The 16,717-nt window shown below is 64.7% G+C and carries 14 protein-coding genes; 10 read left to right on the top strand and 4 right to left on the bottom strand.

Annotation, left to right across the window (positions count from 1 at the left end; translation table 11 throughout):
- Positions 1-123: 123 nt before the first annotated feature.
- The gene (locus BMG00_RS02820; RefSeq protein WP_078528441.1) at positions 124-585 is read left to right on the top strand and encodes an Lrp/AsnC family transcriptional regulator; all 462 of its coding nucleotides are present in this window, start codon (positions 124-126) and stop codon (positions 583-585) included.
- Between the two features lie 12 nt (positions 586-597).
- On the opposite strand, the gene BMG00_RS02815 is transcribed toward BMG00_RS02820, so the two are convergent.
- On the bottom strand, positions 598-1,788 hold the full coding sequence (locus tag BMG00_RS02815; RefSeq protein WP_078573325.1) for a cytochrome P450: 1,191 nt from the start codon (positions 1,786-1,788) through the stop codon (positions 598-600).
- 107 nt (positions 1,789-1,895) lie between these two features.
- Between BMG00_RS02815 and BMG00_RS02810 the strand changes: the two genes are divergently transcribed.
- The 5 genes from BMG00_RS02810 to BMG00_RS02790 all read left to right on the top strand — a co-directional run bounded on the left by BMG00_RS02810 (position 1,896) and on the right by BMG00_RS02790 (position 8,308).
- The gene (locus tag BMG00_RS02810; RefSeq protein ID WP_245794937.1) at positions 1,896-3,647 is read left to right on the top strand and encodes an ATP-binding protein; all 1,752 of its coding nucleotides are present in this window, start codon (positions 1,896-1,898) and stop codon (positions 3,645-3,647) included.
- The gene (locus tag BMG00_RS02805; RefSeq protein ID WP_078528433.1) at positions 3,644-4,873 is read left to right on the top strand and encodes a sigma-54-dependent transcriptional regulator; all 1,230 of its coding nucleotides are present in this window, start codon (positions 3,644-3,646) and stop codon (positions 4,871-4,873) included. The genes BMG00_RS02810 and BMG00_RS02805 overlap by 4 nt, the downstream gene beginning before the upstream one ends.
- A gap of 242 nt (positions 4,874-5,115) precedes the next feature.
- Entirely contained in the window at positions 5,116-6,126 is a 1,011-nt protein-coding gene (locus tag BMG00_RS02800) for a DctP family TRAP transporter solute-binding subunit (protein WP_078528430.1), read from the top strand.
- Positions 6,127-6,232: 106 nt separating this feature from the next.
- Positions 6,233-6,916 (top strand): TRAP transporter small permease, encoded by a 684-nt coding sequence (locus BMG00_RS02795; protein ID WP_078573323.1) that lies wholly within the window; start codon positions 6,233-6,235, stop codon positions 6,914-6,916.
- 3 nt (positions 6,917-6,919) lie between these two features.
- Positions 6,920-8,308, top strand: a complete 1,389-nt coding sequence (locus BMG00_RS02790; RefSeq protein ID WP_078528424.1) for a TRAP transporter large permease — start codon at positions 6,920-6,922, stop codon at positions 8,306-8,308.
- A gap of 96 nt (positions 8,309-8,404) precedes the next feature.
- Here BMG00_RS02790 and BMG00_RS02785 read toward each other — a convergent pair whose 3' ends face one another.
- The 3 genes from BMG00_RS02785 to BMG00_RS02775 form a co-directional block, all read right to left on the bottom strand.
- The gene (locus BMG00_RS02785; RefSeq protein WP_078573322.1) at positions 8,405-9,496 is read right to left on the bottom strand and encodes a LuxR C-terminal-related transcriptional regulator; all 1,092 of its coding nucleotides are present in this window, start codon (positions 9,494-9,496) and stop codon (positions 8,405-8,407) included.
- 192 nt (positions 9,497-9,688) lie between these two features.
- Positions 9,689-10,918, bottom strand: coding sequence for a surface lipoprotein assembly modifier (locus BMG00_RS02780; RefSeq protein WP_078573321.1), 1,230 nt, complete (start codon positions 10,916-10,918; stop codon positions 9,689-9,691).
- Positions 10,919-11,001: 83 nt separating this feature from the next.
- The gene (locus tag BMG00_RS02775; protein WP_078573320.1) at positions 11,002-11,586 is read right to left on the bottom strand and encodes a hypothetical protein; all 585 of its coding nucleotides are present in this window, start codon (positions 11,584-11,586) and stop codon (positions 11,002-11,004) included.
- A 452-nt stretch (positions 11,587-12,038) separates the two neighbouring features.
- Here BMG00_RS02775 and trkA point away from each other — a divergent pair, with 452 nt between their 5' ends.
- From trkA to hflX, 4 genes are all read left to right on the top strand, one after another.
- Positions 12,039-13,415 (top strand): Trk system potassium transporter TrkA, encoded by a 1,377-nt coding sequence (gene trkA, locus BMG00_RS02770; protein WP_078528412.1) that lies wholly within the window; start codon positions 12,039-12,041, stop codon positions 13,413-13,415.
- A 13-nt stretch (positions 13,416-13,428) separates the two neighbouring features.
- A complete protein-coding gene (locus tag BMG00_RS02765; RefSeq protein WP_078528409.1) occupies positions 13,429-14,952 on the top strand; it encodes a TrkH family potassium uptake protein in 1,524 nt (507 codons plus the stop codon).
- A 173-nt stretch (positions 14,953-15,125) separates the two neighbouring features.
- Positions 15,126-15,359: an RNA chaperone Hfq gene (hfq, locus tag BMG00_RS02760; RefSeq protein ID WP_038060695.1), complete on the top strand. Its 234-nt coding sequence runs from the start codon at positions 15,126-15,128 to the stop codon at positions 15,357-15,359.
- A 29-nt stretch (positions 15,360-15,388) separates the two neighbouring features.
- Positions 15,389-16,675 (top strand): GTPase HflX, encoded by a 1,287-nt coding sequence (hflX, locus tag BMG00_RS02755; protein WP_078573319.1) that lies wholly within the window; start codon positions 15,389-15,391, stop codon positions 16,673-16,675.
- Positions 16,676-16,717: the final 42 nt, after the last annotated feature.

Genomic DNA, 16,717 nt, shown 5'->3' with positions numbered 1-16,717 from the left:
TTTACTGGTGTAAATATAGAAAAATATCCCATGATTGCGCCATATGGGCTTGTGAATAAGGACGTTTGTTCCTTATGGCTAAGGCCGGGACGACAGAATCCCAAAACATGCGAGGACGGAAGAATGGTGGCGCGGATCGACGAACTGGATCGGAAAATCCTCAGCGAGCTTCAGGCGGATGCGAGCCAGTCGCTCGACGAGATCGCGAAGAAAGTGGGCTCGTCCAAGACCCCGGTCTGGAACCGGATTCGCAAGCTGCGCGATGCGGGGGTGATCGGAAAACAGACCGTGTTGCTCGACCCCGAGGCGCTCGGCTTCGATGCCTGTTTCTTCGTCCTGATCCGCACCTCGGAACATGAGGCGGCGTGGCAGGAGAAATTCCTCGCCACGCTGCGCGCGCGCCCGGAAGTGATGGAGGCGCACCGGCTTGCGGGGGATATCGACTACATCCTCAAGGTCCGCGTCGAGAATGCGCGTGCCTATGATCGTTTCTACCAGGCACTGATCGCCGAGGTGAAAATCCACAACGTCACCGCGCTCCTCTCGATGGAGGAGTTGAAATTCACCACCGAATTGCCGCTCTAGGCGTTCGAAGGTTCAGGCCTTGGAATAGCTGACTTCAAGCCGCTCCAACCCGTGGAAATGGTAGAGATCGGCATAATAGGGGCGGCGCGGCAGGGACAGATCGCGCAGGCGCGCAAACAGCATCGGGATTGCGATGCGCAGTTCGAGCCGCGCAAGCGGTGCGCCGATGCAGAAATGCGCCCCCGCGCCGAAGCTGAAATTGGTGCGTACCGGGCGGGAGGCGTCGAAGACGCTCGGATCGTCCCAGGCGGAGGGATCGCGGTTTGCCCCTGCGAGCAGCAGGCCGACCCGCTCTCCCTTTCTCAGAACCTGTCCCTGAAACTCCATGTCCTCGTAAAGCCAGCGGGTGAAAAGATGGAGCGGGGGATCGAAGCGCAAGAGTTCTTCGATCGTGCCCTCGATCCGCTCACGCTCCAGCCAATGCGGCGCGATGCTCTGTTCGATCAGGGTTTTCACCCCGTTTCCGATCATGTGCACGGTCGCTTCATGGCCCGCGTTCAGGAGCAAGATCACCGTGGAGATCAGCTCATCGCGGCTCAGATGCGTGCCCTCTTCCTCGACCGCGATCAGCTCCGAGATCAGGTCATCGCCGGGCGATTTGCGCCGCGCTTCGATCAGCGCGCCAAGATAGGCGGCAAACTCCGCCGACGCCTTCGCGGCTTCTTCCTCGAGGCTGACATCGCGGCGCGCCTGATACATCTGCACCATCGCGTTCGACCAGGCGAGAAGCTGCGGGCCATCCGTTTCCGGCACGCCGAGAAGCCGTGAGATCACGATCACCGGCAGGGGCTTGGCGAAATGCTCCAGCAGATCGCAGCCACCTTCGGGCATCGCGTCGATCAGCCGGTTTGAGAGCGCCACGATCTGCTCTTCCATCGCCGCGATGCGGCCCGACGTGAAGGCCTTGGCGACCAGCTTGCGCAGCCTCGTGTGGCGCGGGGCCTCCAGTTCGAGCATCGAATGGCGCTCGATGGCGTAGAAGGGTTCGAGATGGCTCGGAATGTCGACCGCCTGATCGGACGGCGCCTCGCGTCCCATGCGGCGATCGCGCAGGGCCATGCCCACGATCGCGGCGCGCGCGGTGACCCGGAACCCGTATTCAGGCCAGACAACGAAAGGCCCGCCCTGGCGGACGCGGTCATAGAACGGGTAGGGATTCTGGACGAAATCGGGATCGAGCGGGGATTGGGAGAGGATCTGCATGCACGCTCCGGTCTTGGCAGGTGCAGTTGGCCCGATGGCGGCGCGTGATGCAAGGCTTGGCTTGCATCGGATCGCGCGAAGCCTCACGAAAGGGCAGGAGGGTCGCGATGCTGGGGCGCGTTGCCATTTTGATCATCTGGATCGGTCTGACGCTGACCGCTTCGATCGGGGTCTGGCGGGTCTCGGCGCGCGACGGGCTGGCGCGGATCGCGACGCAGGGCGCGTCCGACCTGCGGCTGGCCTCCGACCGCTTGGTTGCGGCGCTCTTGCAATTCCGCGAGGTCGCGGTTCTGGCGGCCGATCACCCCGAGGTGGTGGCGCTGGCCGAGAGCTTTGCGCGGGAGGGGCGCGCGGCGGGCGACTGGCGCGATGCGGCGGTAAGCCTGACGCTGCAACGGCTTGCCGATCATGCGGGTGCACGCGACATCTGGCTGATCGCGCCCGATGGCGCGGTTCTCGCCGGTCCGGTGGACGCCTCCGAACGGATCGTGATGAGCCGGGCATTGGCGCGTGCGGCGCAGGGCGCGACCGGATCGGATCATTTCGTCGACCCGGCGACGGGCGCGCGGCTTTTCACCTTTGCCGCGCCGGTCTTCGGGGCATCGGGGGCGGTGGATGGTATCGTCTTGCTACGGCTTTCGGCCGAGGATGTCGAAGCCGAAGGGCGCGGCAACCCGGTCCCGGTCTGGTTCACCGATGCGGAGGGGGTGAGCTTTCTCGCCAACCGTACCGATCTGGTGCTGCTGACCGAGCGTGGCGCGGCGCCCGATGCGGCGCTGTATCCGGCCGGGTCGATCGCCGGGGTGATCCAGCTTCACCGGCGCGATCTCGGGGGGCGCGAACTGGTCTCGGGGGCGGGTTCTCTCGCTGGTCCCGCGCTGGAGGTTTCGCGCGATCTGCCGGTGATCGGGATGGAAGGCCATGCGCTTGCCGCGGCCGATCCGGTGTTGCGCTCGGCGCGGCTTGCGGCGCTGTCCACGGCCGCGGGGCTCCTTGCGGTCGGCGCGGTGATCTTCGCGCTCTGGGAGCGCCGTCGCGCGCTGGCCGAGGCCAATGCCGCGCTGGAGGCCCGCGTCGCGGAGCGAACGGCGGAGCTCTCGAGTGCCAACGAGGAGTTGCGGCGCACGCAGGCCGAACTCGTTCAGGCGGGCAAGCTTTCGGCACTCGGGCAGATGTCGGCGGGGATCAGTCACGAATTGAACCAGCCGCTGATGGCGATCTCTTCTTATGCCGAGAATGCCGAGCTGCTGCTGAGCCGGGGCCGATCCGAGGAGGCGGGCGAGACGCTCGGCAAGATCGGCGGGATGGCGCATCGGATGGGGCGCATCATTCGCAACCTGCGCGCCTTCGCGCGGCAGGAAAGCGAACCGGCGAGCCGCGTGGGGCTCGCGGCGGTGGTCGAAAGCGCGCTTGAGATGCTCGATCAGCGACTTGTCAAATCGGGTGTCAGCGTCGACTGGCAACGCCCCGATTTCCCTGCGATCGTGATGGGGGGCGAGGTGCGCCTGAGTCAGGTCGTGATCAACCTGCTCTCCAATGCGATCGAGGCGATGGAAGACCAGCCCGTGCGGCGCATCACGATCCGCCTGTCGCGTGAGGGCGGCATGATCCGCCTCACCCTGCGCGACACCGGCCCGGGCATCGTCGATCCCGAACGCATCTTCGATCCGTTCTATTCGACCAAGGAAGCAGGCTCGGCCGAGGGGCTTGGCCTCGGCCTGTCGATCTCCTATGGGCTGGTGCAGGGCTTTGGCGGCAATCTGCGCGGCGAGAATGCGCCCGAGGGCGGGGCGATCTTCACGGTCGATCTGCGCGAAGCCGTCGAGCGCGAGGCGATGCGACACGAGGTCAGGGCATGATGCGGCGGGTTCTCTTTGTCGATGACGATCGGGCGGTGCGCGAGGCGTTGGGCCAGACGCTCGAGCTTGCGGGACTGCGCCCCACGCTGGCAGGCAGCTATATCGAGGCCAAGGACCATATCTCGACCGAGTTCGAGGGCGTGGTGGTCACCGATATCCGGATGCCGGGCAAGGACGGGTTCGCGCTCCTCGATCTCGTGCAGAAGGCCGATCCCGAGCTGCCGGTGGTATTGCTGACCGGCGAGGCCGACGTGCCCATGGCGGTGCGCGCAATGGCGGGGGGTGCCTTTGATTTTCTTGAAAAACCATGTTCGGGCAAAGATTTGCTGGCCGTGGTCGAGAAGGCGCTTGAAACCCGTGCACGCGTGATGGAGGCGCGGTTTTCGCGCGCGGCCGGCAAGCGCGGCGATGCGGCGTCGCGAATTCTCGTAGGCGACTCGCCGGTGGCCGAGGGGTTGCGCGAGGCGGCCCGGCGTGCGGCACGTTCGGGGGCGGAGGTGCTGATCACCGGAGCGCCCGGGGCGGGCAATTCGAAGCTTGCCGAGGTGATCCACCTGCTCTCGACCAGCGCGCGGCGACCCTTCGTCAAGCTCGCCGCGGCGGGGTTGGACGTCGCGGGGCTCGAGGCGGGTTTTGCGCAGGCCGAGGGGGGAACCCTATATCTCGACGAGGTGGCCGACCTTCCACAACCCGCGCAATTCGCGCTGATCGAACTGCTGGAGACCCGCCCCGCCACGCGCCTCATCGCGGGGACCTATCGCGATCTTCCGGGCGAGGCGCGCGCGGGGCGGTTCCATCCCGATCTCTATTGGCGGCTGGAGGCGCTCAAGGTGCGCATTCCCTCGCTCTCGGAGCGACCCGAGGACATCCCGGCGCTCTTTCGGCACTACGTCGCGACCGCCTGCGAGCAGGCGAACCTGCGGGTGCCTGACATTCCACCGGAACTGACCGCGCAGCTGATGGCGCGCGACTGGCCCGGCAATGCCCGCGCGCTGATGTCCGAAGCCATGCGTTTCGCGATGGGGCTGGATGCGGAGACCGAACCGGCGGCCGAGCTGGGCCTTGCCGAGAGGATGGCCGCGGTCGAGAAGTCGCTGCTGGCCGAGGCGCTGGCGCGCGCGAAGGGCAATGCGACCGAGGCGGCGGCCGCGCTGCGCCTGCCGCGCAAGACCTTCTATGACAAGCTCACGCGGCATGGTTTGCGTCCCGAGGATTACCGCGGCTAGGCGCCGCGCCATGCGAGGCGACTCGTGGCGAAATCTCGCATCGGGCGGTGGTTGGATGTGCGGAATTCCGCACATGCACGCAGCGGGGAGTTGTTAGCCTCGGTCTGCAGGTCATTGAAACGAATAAGAAAATGACCTGCGTCACAATGCTTTCACGAAATTGTTGATCCCATGCGCCGGCGGCTTTTTGCTGGCGCCAATGCCGGGGAGGACCGGCACGGACTGATTTTCGGGAGGAAAACATGAAGAAATTCACCGCCGCCATTTCGGCGCTCGCCCTCGTGGCTTCGGCCGGTATCGCCATGGCCAATCCGGAAGGCTGCGACGATGGCGAAATGGTCATCAAGTTCAGCCACGTCACCAATACCGACAAGCACCCCAAAGGGATCGCCGCATCGCTGTTCGCCAAGCGCGTGAACGCCGAGATGGACGGCAAGGCCTGTGTCGAGGTCTACCCGAACTCGACGCTCTACAACGATGACCAGGTTCTCGAGGCGATGCTTCAGGGCGACGTTCAGATGGCGGCGCCGTCGCTGTCGAAATTCGAGACCTTCACCAAGACTTACCGCATCTTCGACCTGCCCTTCATGTTCAAGAACATGGATGCCGTGGACGAGTTCCAGAATTCGGAAATCGGTCAGGGCATGAAGAACGCGATGGTGCGTCGCGGTCTGCAGGGTCTCGAGTTCTGGCATTCGGGCCTGAAGCAGTTCTCGGCCAACAAGCCTCTGCTGGTGCCGGGCGATGCTGCGGGTCTGAAATTCCGCGTCCAGCCCTCCGACGTGCTGATCGCCCAGATGAAGGCGCTTGACGCCTCGCCGCAGCCGATGGCCTTCTCGGAAGTCTATGGTGCGCTTCAGACGGGCGTCGTCGACGGGCAGGAGAACACCTGGTCGAACATCTACGGCCAGAAGTTCTACGAAGTTCAGGACGGCACCACCGAGACCAACCACGGCCTGCTCGACTACATGGTCGTGACCTCGGTCGACTGGTGGGAAAGCCTCGATCCGGCGATCCGCGATCAGATCGCGACTATCCTGCATGAGGTCACCGTCGAGCGTAACGCTGCGATCAACGAGGTCGAAGCGAACTCGAAGCAGTCGATCATCGACGCCGGCGGCGTGATCCGCGAACTGACCCCCGAGCAGCGTCAGCAATGGGTCGATGTGATGAAGCCGGTCTGGGATCAGTTCAAGGACGACGTGGGCCAGGAAAACATCGACGCGGCCCAGGCGATCAACGCCAAGCACTGATCGGAACCCCGAACGGGCAGGCCTCGCAGGGTCTTGCCCGTTCCCCGGCGCGCGCGGCCCCCACACATCGCGCGCGCCCATTACTCCGCCAAGCAAGGAGAGCCTCATGTCGCAGCGTTACGAGCCGCGCTCCGCCCTCGCGCGCGCCATCCACCATGCCGAAGAGACCCTGATCGCGCTGATCCTCGGCGTGATGACCCTGGTCACATTCGTCAATGTGGTGCTGCGCTATGTCTTCAACTCCTCGCTGATCTGGGGGCTGGAGGTGACGCTGATCCTCTTTGCCTGGCTGGTTCTTCTGGGCATGTCCTACGCGGTGAAGGTCACCGCGCATCTGGGCGTCGACGCGGTGATCAACATGATGCGCCCGGGGCCGCGCCGGGTCATGGGCCTGCTGGCGGCGGCTCTGTGCATCCTGTACGCGGCTTTGCTGATGAAAGGCGCATGGGATTACTGGGCGCCCTTCGCGGGGCTCGAGCAGACGGGCGGGCGCTGGTTCCCGACCGGCTTCATCCAGACCCGCGACCGTGCCTTCTACGAGACCGACCAGGTGCCGATGGCGCATGGGCTCGCGGTCTGGCTGGGCAACCTCGTCAATCAGGGCGAGGCCTATGACAAGCTGCCCCGTTTCATCCCCTATTTCATCCTGCCCTTCGGGGTCGGCCTCCTGCTGATCCGCTTCGTGCAGGCGGGGATCGGCATCGCGCTCGGCAAGCGCTCGGCGCTGATCGTGAGCCACGAGGCCGAGGACCAGGTGGCCGATGTGGCCCATATGAACAAGGACGACTGAGGCATGGATATCCTTTTCCTCTTTCTGATGGTGGTCGGCTTCATGCTGGTCGGCGTGCCGATCGCGGTCTCGCTGGGCCTCGCCTCGACGCTGTTTCTGCTGATCTTCTCGGATGCCTCGCTCGCCTCGATCGCGCAGTCGCTTTATGATGCGATGGACAACCACGCGACGCTGCTGGCGATCCCGTTCTTCATCCTCGCCTCGTCCTTCATGTCGACGGGCGGCGTGGCCAAGCGCATCATCCGCTTCGCAATCGCCGTGGTGGGGCATTTCCCGGGCGGTCTGGCGATCGCGGGCGTCTTTGCCTGCATGCTCTTCGCGGCGCTGTCGGGCTCGAGCCCCGCGACGGTGGTCGCCATCGGCTCGATCGTGATCGCGGCGATGCGGCAGGTCGGCTATTCGAAGGATTTCGCCGCTGGCGTGATCTGTAACGCCGGCACGCTCGGCATCCTGATCCCGCCCTCGATCGTGATGGTGGTCTACGCCTCGGCGACCGATGTCTCGGTCGGCCGGATGTTCCTCGCGGGCGTCATCCCCGGCATTCTCGCCGGCCTGATGCTGATGGCGACGATCCTCTTCATCGCGATCCGCCGCAACCTGCCCAAAGGCGACTGGCTGGGCTGGGGCGAGGTCTGGGCGAGCTTCCGCGATGCGTTCTGGGGGCTGATGTTGATCGTGATCATCATGGTCGGCCTCTACGGCATCCCCGGCATCACCGGCGGTATCTTCACCCCGACCGAGGCCGCGGCCGTCGCCGCCGTCTATGCCTGGATCGTGGCGAATTTCATCTATCGCGACATGGGACCGCTCGATCAGGGCGAGACGAAGCTCTCGCTGCTGCAACGGCCGCAGGCGATCCTTGAGGTGTTCTGGCACAAGGCCACCCGCGACACGCTGTTCGAGGCGGGCAAGCTGACGATCACGCTGATGTTCATCATCGCCAACGCACTGATCCTCAAGCACGTGCTCACCGACGAGCAGATCCCGCAGAAGATCACAGAGGCGATGATCGGCGCGGGGCTCGGCAAGATCATGTTCCTCGTGATCGTCAACGTGATCCTGCTGATCGGCGGGCAGTTCATGGAGCCCTCGGGGTTGATCCTGATCGTCGCGCCGCTGGTGTTTCCGATCGCGATGGAACTGGGGATCGACCCGATCCATCTGGGTATCATCATGGTGGTAAACATGGAGATCGGGATGATCACGCCGCCGGTGGGTCTGAACCTCTTCGTGACCTCCGGGGTGGCGGGGATGCCGATCATGCGGGTCGTGAAGGCGGCCGCGCCGTTCCTTGCGGTGCTCTTCGTCTTCCTGATCCTGATAACCTATGTGCCGTTCCTCTCGACCTGGCTGCCGACGATGGCGATGGGGCCGGAGACGATCGTGAAATAAAGCGCCGGGGCAGGGCCGAAAGGTCAGCTGTCCCGCATCCCGACCTGCGCGCCCATGGCCTGGCCATGCGGCGCGCTTTTTCTTGCGCCTGGGTGCTCAGAGCAGTCCGAGTTTCAGGGCGATCGCGACCGCTTCGGCGATCGTTCTCGCACCGAGCTTGCGCCGCAGGTTGGCGCTGTGCAGATCGACGGTCGGGATCGCGAGATCGAGGTCATGGGCCAGTTGGTCGCGCCTGCGGCCGCAGATCAGCCCGTGAAGCACATCGCGTTCGCGCGGGGTGAGCGCGATGTGCTCGCGCGGGGCGTCGATCATCTGTCGCAAGCCCGTCTCTTCCTCGGTCGTCACGATCACCAACACCCTGCGCCCACCAGCGGTGCGCGGCAGCAGGTTCAGGCGAAGGCGCGGAATCATCCGACCGTCCGTCGCGCGGATCTGGGGCAGATCGAACAGGCCCGCCTCGCGTTTGGGGGCCTTGGCTGCCTTGGCGATCGCGTGGCGGAACGCCGAATGCATTGGCCCTCGGAACACCAGTTCGCGCCTGAAACTGAGCACGAGCAGCGGATGCAGCATGACCAGCATCTCGGCCATGCCGTTCATCCGCAACAGGCGCCCCTCGTGATCGAGCTCGAAGATCGGCGCATCATCGAGCAGGGTGTGATCGGCGGCGGTGACGTCGTGAATGCTGGATCGGTGCAATTCGCGCCGGATCGTGTGCAAACGCCCGAGATCGGCCACATGCGCATTGATCGTCGCGGTCTCCTGATCGGTGAAATCCTCTGCGTTCTTGCCCTTGTGGAAGGCTGTGGCCACCAGACCGTCGCGCGTGTCCTGGATGAGGCCGAGACACCAGTACCGATCCAGACGGTTCTTCAAGATGAACTCGTTATACATCTCGCTTCGTTCGAGATCTTGCGGGCTCACGGCGCTCGACAATCTGAACGCTCCCGTGCCGATCTTGTCGGGCGTGCCCTGCGCCAGCCAGGGGTCGTGGCCCTCGAACTGGTTGTAATCGAGATTGGCCTGCGCCTGTGTCCCGGCGGTGATCTCTCGGTAATCGCCCGGATGGAGCCAGATGAACAGCGCCGAGGGCACGTCGATCTCGCGCGCCAGCATGCTGGGCAGCATGTTGAAGAGGGTGTCGTCGAGCGCCGCGTCGTAAATGTCGTGATGCGATAGGAGCTTATTCATCGGACGAGTTCATGGATCGCACATGCGGGAACGAGACGGGCGCCTGCGTCCCGCGAATTTGGAGCGTCGCGATATCCGGACCATGAAGCCACTAATCCGATCGGTGGAAGGGTCTTGCGGTCACGCCACGAGACAGAGTGAAAACGAACGGAAGAAACTTGTATAACCGACATTGAAGATGCCTGATTTTCTTCAGAATTCAAGCTTGAGGGAGAATGCGCAATCAATCGAACTGGTCGTATAGAGGGCGATGTTCGATCGCGTGCTCCGCGCCGTGCAGCTGATCTTCGGCGCTTGCCCCAAGAGTTTCACCCGCCCCAGCTCCGCGCTCAGCCCAATGCTTACCGTCCGATCCCGCCGCCGTTCACCCACGACCGGGAAGTCGGCGTCGTAACGGCGTTCGCCAAGCCCCAGAGTGATCCCGCCGCGCACACCTTTCAGGAGCGGGCGATCGAATCCGACATGCAGTTGCGCGCCGCTGTAGCGGTGATAACCGGTGCGGGGCAGGGCGCGTTCGAGGCTCAGCCCGTAGCTCAGCCGCCCGCGTTTGCCCAGCCGCGTGCGGTGCTCCAGCTTGACACCGTAGCGCGGGCCGTTGAGGTAAGGTGTCGTCGTGTAGCTGCGATAGGCGCCGTCGATCTGGAGCAACACGCGCTCGCCCGGCCCCGTACGCCAGGCCTTGGAAAAGCTCAGGCTTCGGGTGAATGCGTCGGAGCGTGCGTCCTTCGAGGCGCCGCCGCCATAGCGCCGTTCGCTCAGCTCCGCCTCCAGCGCCCAAGGCGCGCTGCCGCCGAGATGTTCATAGCGCAATGCGAGCGAGGGCTCGCCATAGCGCAGATCCGGTTGATCGAACCACGCACCGGCATAGGCGGCACGAAACCGGACCCGATGACCGGGCCGGGGATGGATCACCCAGTCCAGCGCCAGATCGAAGCCCAGCCCCACGCCCGAACTTTCCTGCCCGCCATCGTTGATCAGGAAGGTGCCGAAATCGGTCACGAGGAAACGCTCGGAGGCGACATGATCGATATTGTTGCTTGGCAGCATCGAGGCCGAGGCCGAGAGGCGCAACGGATGGTCGCGGTCGAGCGCCTGCCAGGCGGCCAGCAGGGCCTGCGTACGCTCGGGGTCTTCAGCGAGTGCATAACGCAGGAATGCCTCGCTGCGCCGGACCGATCCGAAGGCGTCGAGGCTGCGGCGCAATCCCTCCCGCGCCGGGGCGTAATCGGGATGGTGGGCCGCGATCTCACCGAAGATCGCGACCGCCTTGGCCGGTTTGCCGAGCGAAAGTTGCGTGTCGGCGATGCTGACCCAATCGGTGACGGAGCGACGGGTCTCGGCCTGCGCCGGCACACCGGCTCCAAGCCCGGCGCAGATCGAGAGCGCGAGCCAGAGCCGCTTGAACGGAAGGAAGTTTCGCATCACGCGTTGCCGGGATCGGTTGGCCGGATGGGAAGGACCGGGGGCTTGGCTCCCGGTCCCAGGATGACGGAAATGGGCCTGCCTCAGTTTGCGGTGGCGTAGAAGCCGCCCGAAACCTCGGTCACATCCCCGCTCTCGTCCATCGTGCCGGTGAGATCGCCGACCGTGGTGAGCGTGCCCGCGTCGTCGTAGAAACTGCCCGACATGGTAAGGTCGAAATCGGCGCCGGTGCCGCTGCCATCGGACATGTGCCCCGAGGCATTGGCATCAAGGCCCGATCCGCTGACCGTGCCCGCCACGTTGAGCGAGCCGGTCACGCCTGTATCCTTCACGAGCGGATCGCCGGAATAGATGCCGAAATTGTCGGCCGTCCCGGTGAGCGTGCCTCCGTCGAAGTCGACATTCATCGTCAGCTCCCCAAGCGCGACGGTGGTGTCGTCTTCGGGATTGATGCCGCCGACACCCATATAGCCCGACATCGTGGCCTGACCCTGCGGTGTGACCATGGTCAGATCTTCGTTGGCGATACGGTCCTGATAGTCCGCGTAGGTGGCATCCACATTCTGGGCCTGGGCCGATGTCAGAGAGCTGGAAGAGCCGCTGCTGGTGTTGCAGGCGGCCAATGCGAGGCAGGCGGCAGACGCCGCGAGCACGAGTTTGTAAGTCATGAAAAATCCCTGCTTCCTTGAGTCGTCTCGGCCCGACCCCCTCGGACCGATCACGGGTATTTCACGTCACCGTGCAGGCGCGGCGCAATCTATGAGAAACTATAGGTTCGGCTCTTCTCGGTCGTTCTGGGATCTGTTTCGGATACGAAAAATGAAATGAGAACAAATCGATGGAGAGGGCTTCTCAAGGCCTCCACCAAACCCGCGCATCCCTGCGGGGTACTGCGCGCCTTTCCGGGATCCCTGCCTCTGCGCGCTCCGCGATCGCGACGCGGGACTGCCGGAACTGACAGCCCCGCCGCCCCCTTCTTCTTGATGAAAATATCTCCGCCGGAGGCAGCGCGCGGGTGACGTAAAATCCACGCTCGGCAGGGGTGCGCACGCTTCTCGTTTGACCCTTCCGGGCAAGGCGGCCTAGATAGGGCCAGAGACGGGGCGCGGAGTTATTTGCCATGAAGGTCATCATCTGCGGGGCAGGTCAGGTCGGCTGGCAGATCGCACGGCATCTCGCGGGCGAGCGTAACGACGTGACGGTGGTCGATTCGAATCCCGACCTCGTGCGCCGCGCCGCCGATACGCTCGACGTGCAGGGCGTGGTGGGTTTTGCCTCCCATCCCGATATCCTCGAACAGGCAGGCGCGCGCGATTGCGACCTGATGATCGCCGCGACCCATTCCGACGAGGTCAACATGGTGACCTGTCAGGTCGCGATGTCGGTCTTCGGGATCACGCGCAAGATCGCCCGGATCCGGGCGCAGAGCTATCTTCAGGCGCAATATTCCGACCTCTATCGCCGCGATCACCTGCCGATCGACGTGGTGATCAGCCCCGAGCGCGAAGTGGCCGAGGCCGCACTCCAGCGTCTCGCGGCCCCCTCGACCTTCGATACCGAGAGCTTCCTCGACGAAAAATTGCAGCTTCTGGGGATGGAGCTCGATGCTGATTGCCCGGTACTCGACACGCCGCTGCGCCAGCTCACCGACCTGTTCTCGACCCTGCGCGCGCTCGTGGTGGGTATCCGCCGCGAGGGCCGGCTGTTCGCGCCCGAGCCGGGCGATCAGCTCTTTGCCGGCGATCAGATCTACGTCTTCGCCCATATCGATGACGTGACCCGCACGCTCGACATCTTCGGCAAGGCGACCCGCAAGCAGGAGCGCGTGGTGATCATCGGCGGCGGCAATGTGGGGCTTGGCGTCGCGCGCGCGCTCGAGGCGCGCACCGACCGGGTACGCGCGAAGATCATCGAGCGCAACCGTGCCCAGGCCGAACGCGCGGCCGATGCGCTCGACCGCACGATCGTGCTCAATGGCGACGGGATGAGCGCGGAACTGCTCGAGGAAGCCAATATCGAAAGCGCCGATGCGGTGCTGGCCGTCACCGATGACGACAAGACCAATATCCTCGTCTCGGTGCGCGCCAAGCAGGCGGGCTGCAAGATGGCGATCTGTCTGATCAACGACCCGACGCTTGCGCCCTTGCTCTCGGCGCTTGATATCGACGCCTATATCAACCCGCGTGCGACCACCGTGTCCTCGATCCTGCGCCACATCCGCCACGGCCGGGTGCGTGCGATCTACTCGATCGGGGATGCCGAGGCCGAGGTGATCGAGGCGCAGGTCATGGGCACTTCTCCGATGTCGGGCAAGGCGGTGCGCGAGGTGGATTTCCCCGAAGGCGTGCTGCTGGGCGCGATCCGCAAGGGCGACAAGATCGTCAAGCCGCTTGGCAATACCCGCATCGAAGAGGGCGATATCGTCGTGCTCTTCGCGCTGACCCCCGATGTTCCAGAGGTGGAGCGCCTGTTGCAGGTCTCCATCGACTTCTTCTGAGAGCGGGCGGGCGATGGAGCGCGCGATCCGGGCCTTGCCGCTGCCGATCCTTCTGATGGGGGCCTCGGCGCTGGCGATGTATCTGCCTGCGACCCATGCGCTGATTACCCATCACCACCACACCGCGCGCTCGTTCTTTTATTCGGGCACGCTGTTTTTGTTCCTCACCGCGCTGGTGGCGCTGGCCAATGCCGCCAACCCGCGCCCGCGCCGGGCGGGGCGGGCGAGCCTGCTGACGATGCTGGGCGCCTTCACCATCCTGCCCGCGATGCTGGCCGTGCCCTTCGACGTGGCAGTGCCAGATACGAGCTTTTTCAACAGCTGGTGGGAGATGGTCTCGTCCTTCACCACCACCGGCGGGACACTCTACGAGCCCGAGCGGCTGATCGGATCGGTGCATCTGTGGCGCGGGCTGGTCGCGTGGATGGGGGGCTTCTTTATCCTCGTGATGGCGATCGCGGTGCTCGCGCCGATGCGTCTTGGGGGCTTCGAGGTCTTCTTCTCGGGCGGGCCCTCGGGCGCCCCGAGCGCCGCGGCCCCCGCCGCCGACGGGGGCGCCGAGACGTCCGAGCGCATCGCGCATTACGCCGTGACCATCGCGCCGATCTATGCCGGGCTGACGATCCTGCTCTGGGTGGTCTTGCTGATGGCGGGCGACGAGCCGCTGGTGGCGCTGATCCATGCGATGTCGACGCTGTCAACCTCGGGCATCTCGCCGGTGGGCGGGATGCAGGGCACCGGCTCCGGGCTCGCGGGTGAGGCGCTGATCTTCGTCTTCCTTCTGCCCGCGCTCTCGCGAAGGCTCTGGCCCGGCGGGGGGGAGTTGCGCGCCTCCGAACGGCTCGGCAATGATCCCGAATTGCGCCTCGCTGCGGCGCTGGTGCTGATCGTGCCGGCCTTCCTGTTCGTGCGCCACTGGATCGCGGCGCTCGAAGTGCGCATGCCCGCCGATTTCGGGGCGATCTTCAACTCGATCTGGGGCTCGCTTTTCACCTCGCTGTCCTTCCTGACCACCACAGGTTTCGAATCGAGCGCCTGGCACGATGCGCGCGACTGGTCGGGGCTGAGCACGCCGGGGCTGATCCTCGCGGGGCTCGCGATCATCGGCGGGGGGGTCGCCACCACGGCGGGCGGTGTGCGCCTGTTGCGGGTCTATGCGCTCTTGCGCCATGGCGAGCGCGAACTCGACAAGCTGATCTACCCCAATTCGATCGCGGGTGGCGGTTCGATGGCGCGCAGACTGCGCCGGGAGGGCGCCTATATCAGCTGGATTTTCTTCATGCTTTTCGCGATTTCGATCGCGGCGGTGATGATGGCGGTCTCGCTCTTCGGGTTGTCCTTCGAGCCCGCGACGATCCTCACGATCGCGGCGCTCTCGAATACCGGGCCGCTTGCCGGGATCGCGGCGGATGTGCCCCTGAGCTGGGCCCATCTGAGCGACCCGATCAAGGCGATCTTCGCACTGGCGATGGTGCTCGGGCGGCTCGAGACGCTCGCCATCATCGCGCTGTTCAATCCCGAATTCTGGCGCTCGTAAGGTTCCGGTTCGAGGGCAAATAAGTTTCCAGATCGTGCGCAAAAAGCCGCCTTGTGCCTAACAATATGTTTTTGGGGCTGGAATCTCCCGCGCGGCGCTGCATACTTGTCAGCAAGAGGGCTGGCCGTGTGGGGCCGCCCGGGACGCGCGACAAGAATAAGGGCAAAAATAAAATGGCTGGCGACAAACAGAACCTGCAAGACGCATTCCTCAACCATGTGCGCAAGACAAAGGTTCCCGTCACGATCTTCCTCATCAACGGGGTGAAGCTGCAAGGCGTTATCACCTGGTTTGACAACTTCTGCGTGTTGTTGCGTCGTGACGGGCAATCGCAGCTGGTCTACAAGCATGCGATCTCCACGATCATGCCGGGCCAGCCGATCTCGCTCTACGAAGGCGACGATTGAGCGACATCGCGGCCTGAGCGAACCGCATCTTGAGCGAGACGAATTCCACCGAGACGCCCGAAACGCGGGCCTACGTCATCCATCCCGACATTCCGTCGCGAGAGGGCCAGCGGCACTTGCCCGAATTCGCGCTGGCCGAGGCGGTGTCGCTGGCGGCCGCGCTGCCGCATCTGGAGGTCGTGGGTTCCGAGATCGCGAAGCTCAGAAAACCCGAGCCGGGGCATCTTTTCGGCTCGGGAAAACTTGCCGAGATCAAGGAGCGGCTCGAGGCGAACGAAGTCGATCTGGTGCTGATCGACGGGCCGGTGACGCCCGTGCAGCAGCGCAACCTCGAAAAGGAATGGGGGGTGAAGCTCCTCGACCGGACCGGGCTTATCCTCGAGATCTTCGCCGATCGCGCGCGCACCCGTGAAGGTGTGTTGCAGGTGGAACTGGCGGCGCTGAGCTATCAGCGCACCCGGCTGGTGCGCGCCTGGACCCACCTCGAGCGTCAGCGCGGCGGTCTTGGTTTCGTCGGCGGTCCCGGCGAGACCCAGATCGAGGCCGACCGCCGTGCCATCGACGAACAGATCGTGCGCCTGCGCCGCCAGCTCGCCAAGGTCGTGAAGACCCGCGAGCTGCACCGCGCCGCTCGCCGCAAGGTGCCGTTCCCGATCGTCGCGCTGGTAGGCTATACCAACGCCGGAAAGTCCACCCTTTTCAACCGCGTAACCGGCGCGGACGTGCTGGCCAAGGACATGCTCTTCGCCACGCTCGACCCGACGATGCGCGGCCTCACGTTGCCCTCGGGGCGCAAGGTGATCCTGTCCGATACGGTGGGCTTCATCTCGGATCTGCCCACCCAGCTTGTCGCGGCCTTCCGTGCGACGCTCGAAGAGGTCCTGGAAGCCGATCTGATCTTGCATGTGCGCGACATCTCGCATCCCGAGACCGAGGAACAGGCGCAGGACGTGAACGACATCCTCGCCAAGCTGGGTGTCGCCAAGGACGTGCCGCTGATCGAGGTCTGGAACAAGATCGATGCAGTCCCGCCCGAGCCGCGCGCGGCACTTCTGGTGCAGGAAAGCCGCGAACCCGATCTTCAGGCGATCTCGGCGCTCACCGGCGAGGGGATATCGGGACTGCTGGGCGCGATCGACGACAAGCTCGCCGAGGAGCGCTTCATCGAAGAGATAGCACTGCCCTTCGCCGAAGGCCGCAAGCGCGCCTGGCTGCACGAGCAGAACGTCGTGCGCACGGAGCGCCAGATCGATGACGGCTGGTCCTTCGAGGTGGAATGGTCGGGCAGCCAACGCAGCCGTTTCCGCGCGCTTTGAGGGGGCAGGGGCGCTGCCCCTCTTGGCTGCGCCAATTCACCC

The sequence above is a fragment of the Thioclava marina genome, from assembly GCF_002020135.1.
GTDB classification, from domain to species: Bacteria; Pseudomonadota; Alphaproteobacteria; order Rhodobacterales; family Rhodobacteraceae; genus Thioclava; species Thioclava marina.
This window is presented reverse-complemented; position numbering and strand designations above follow the sequence as displayed.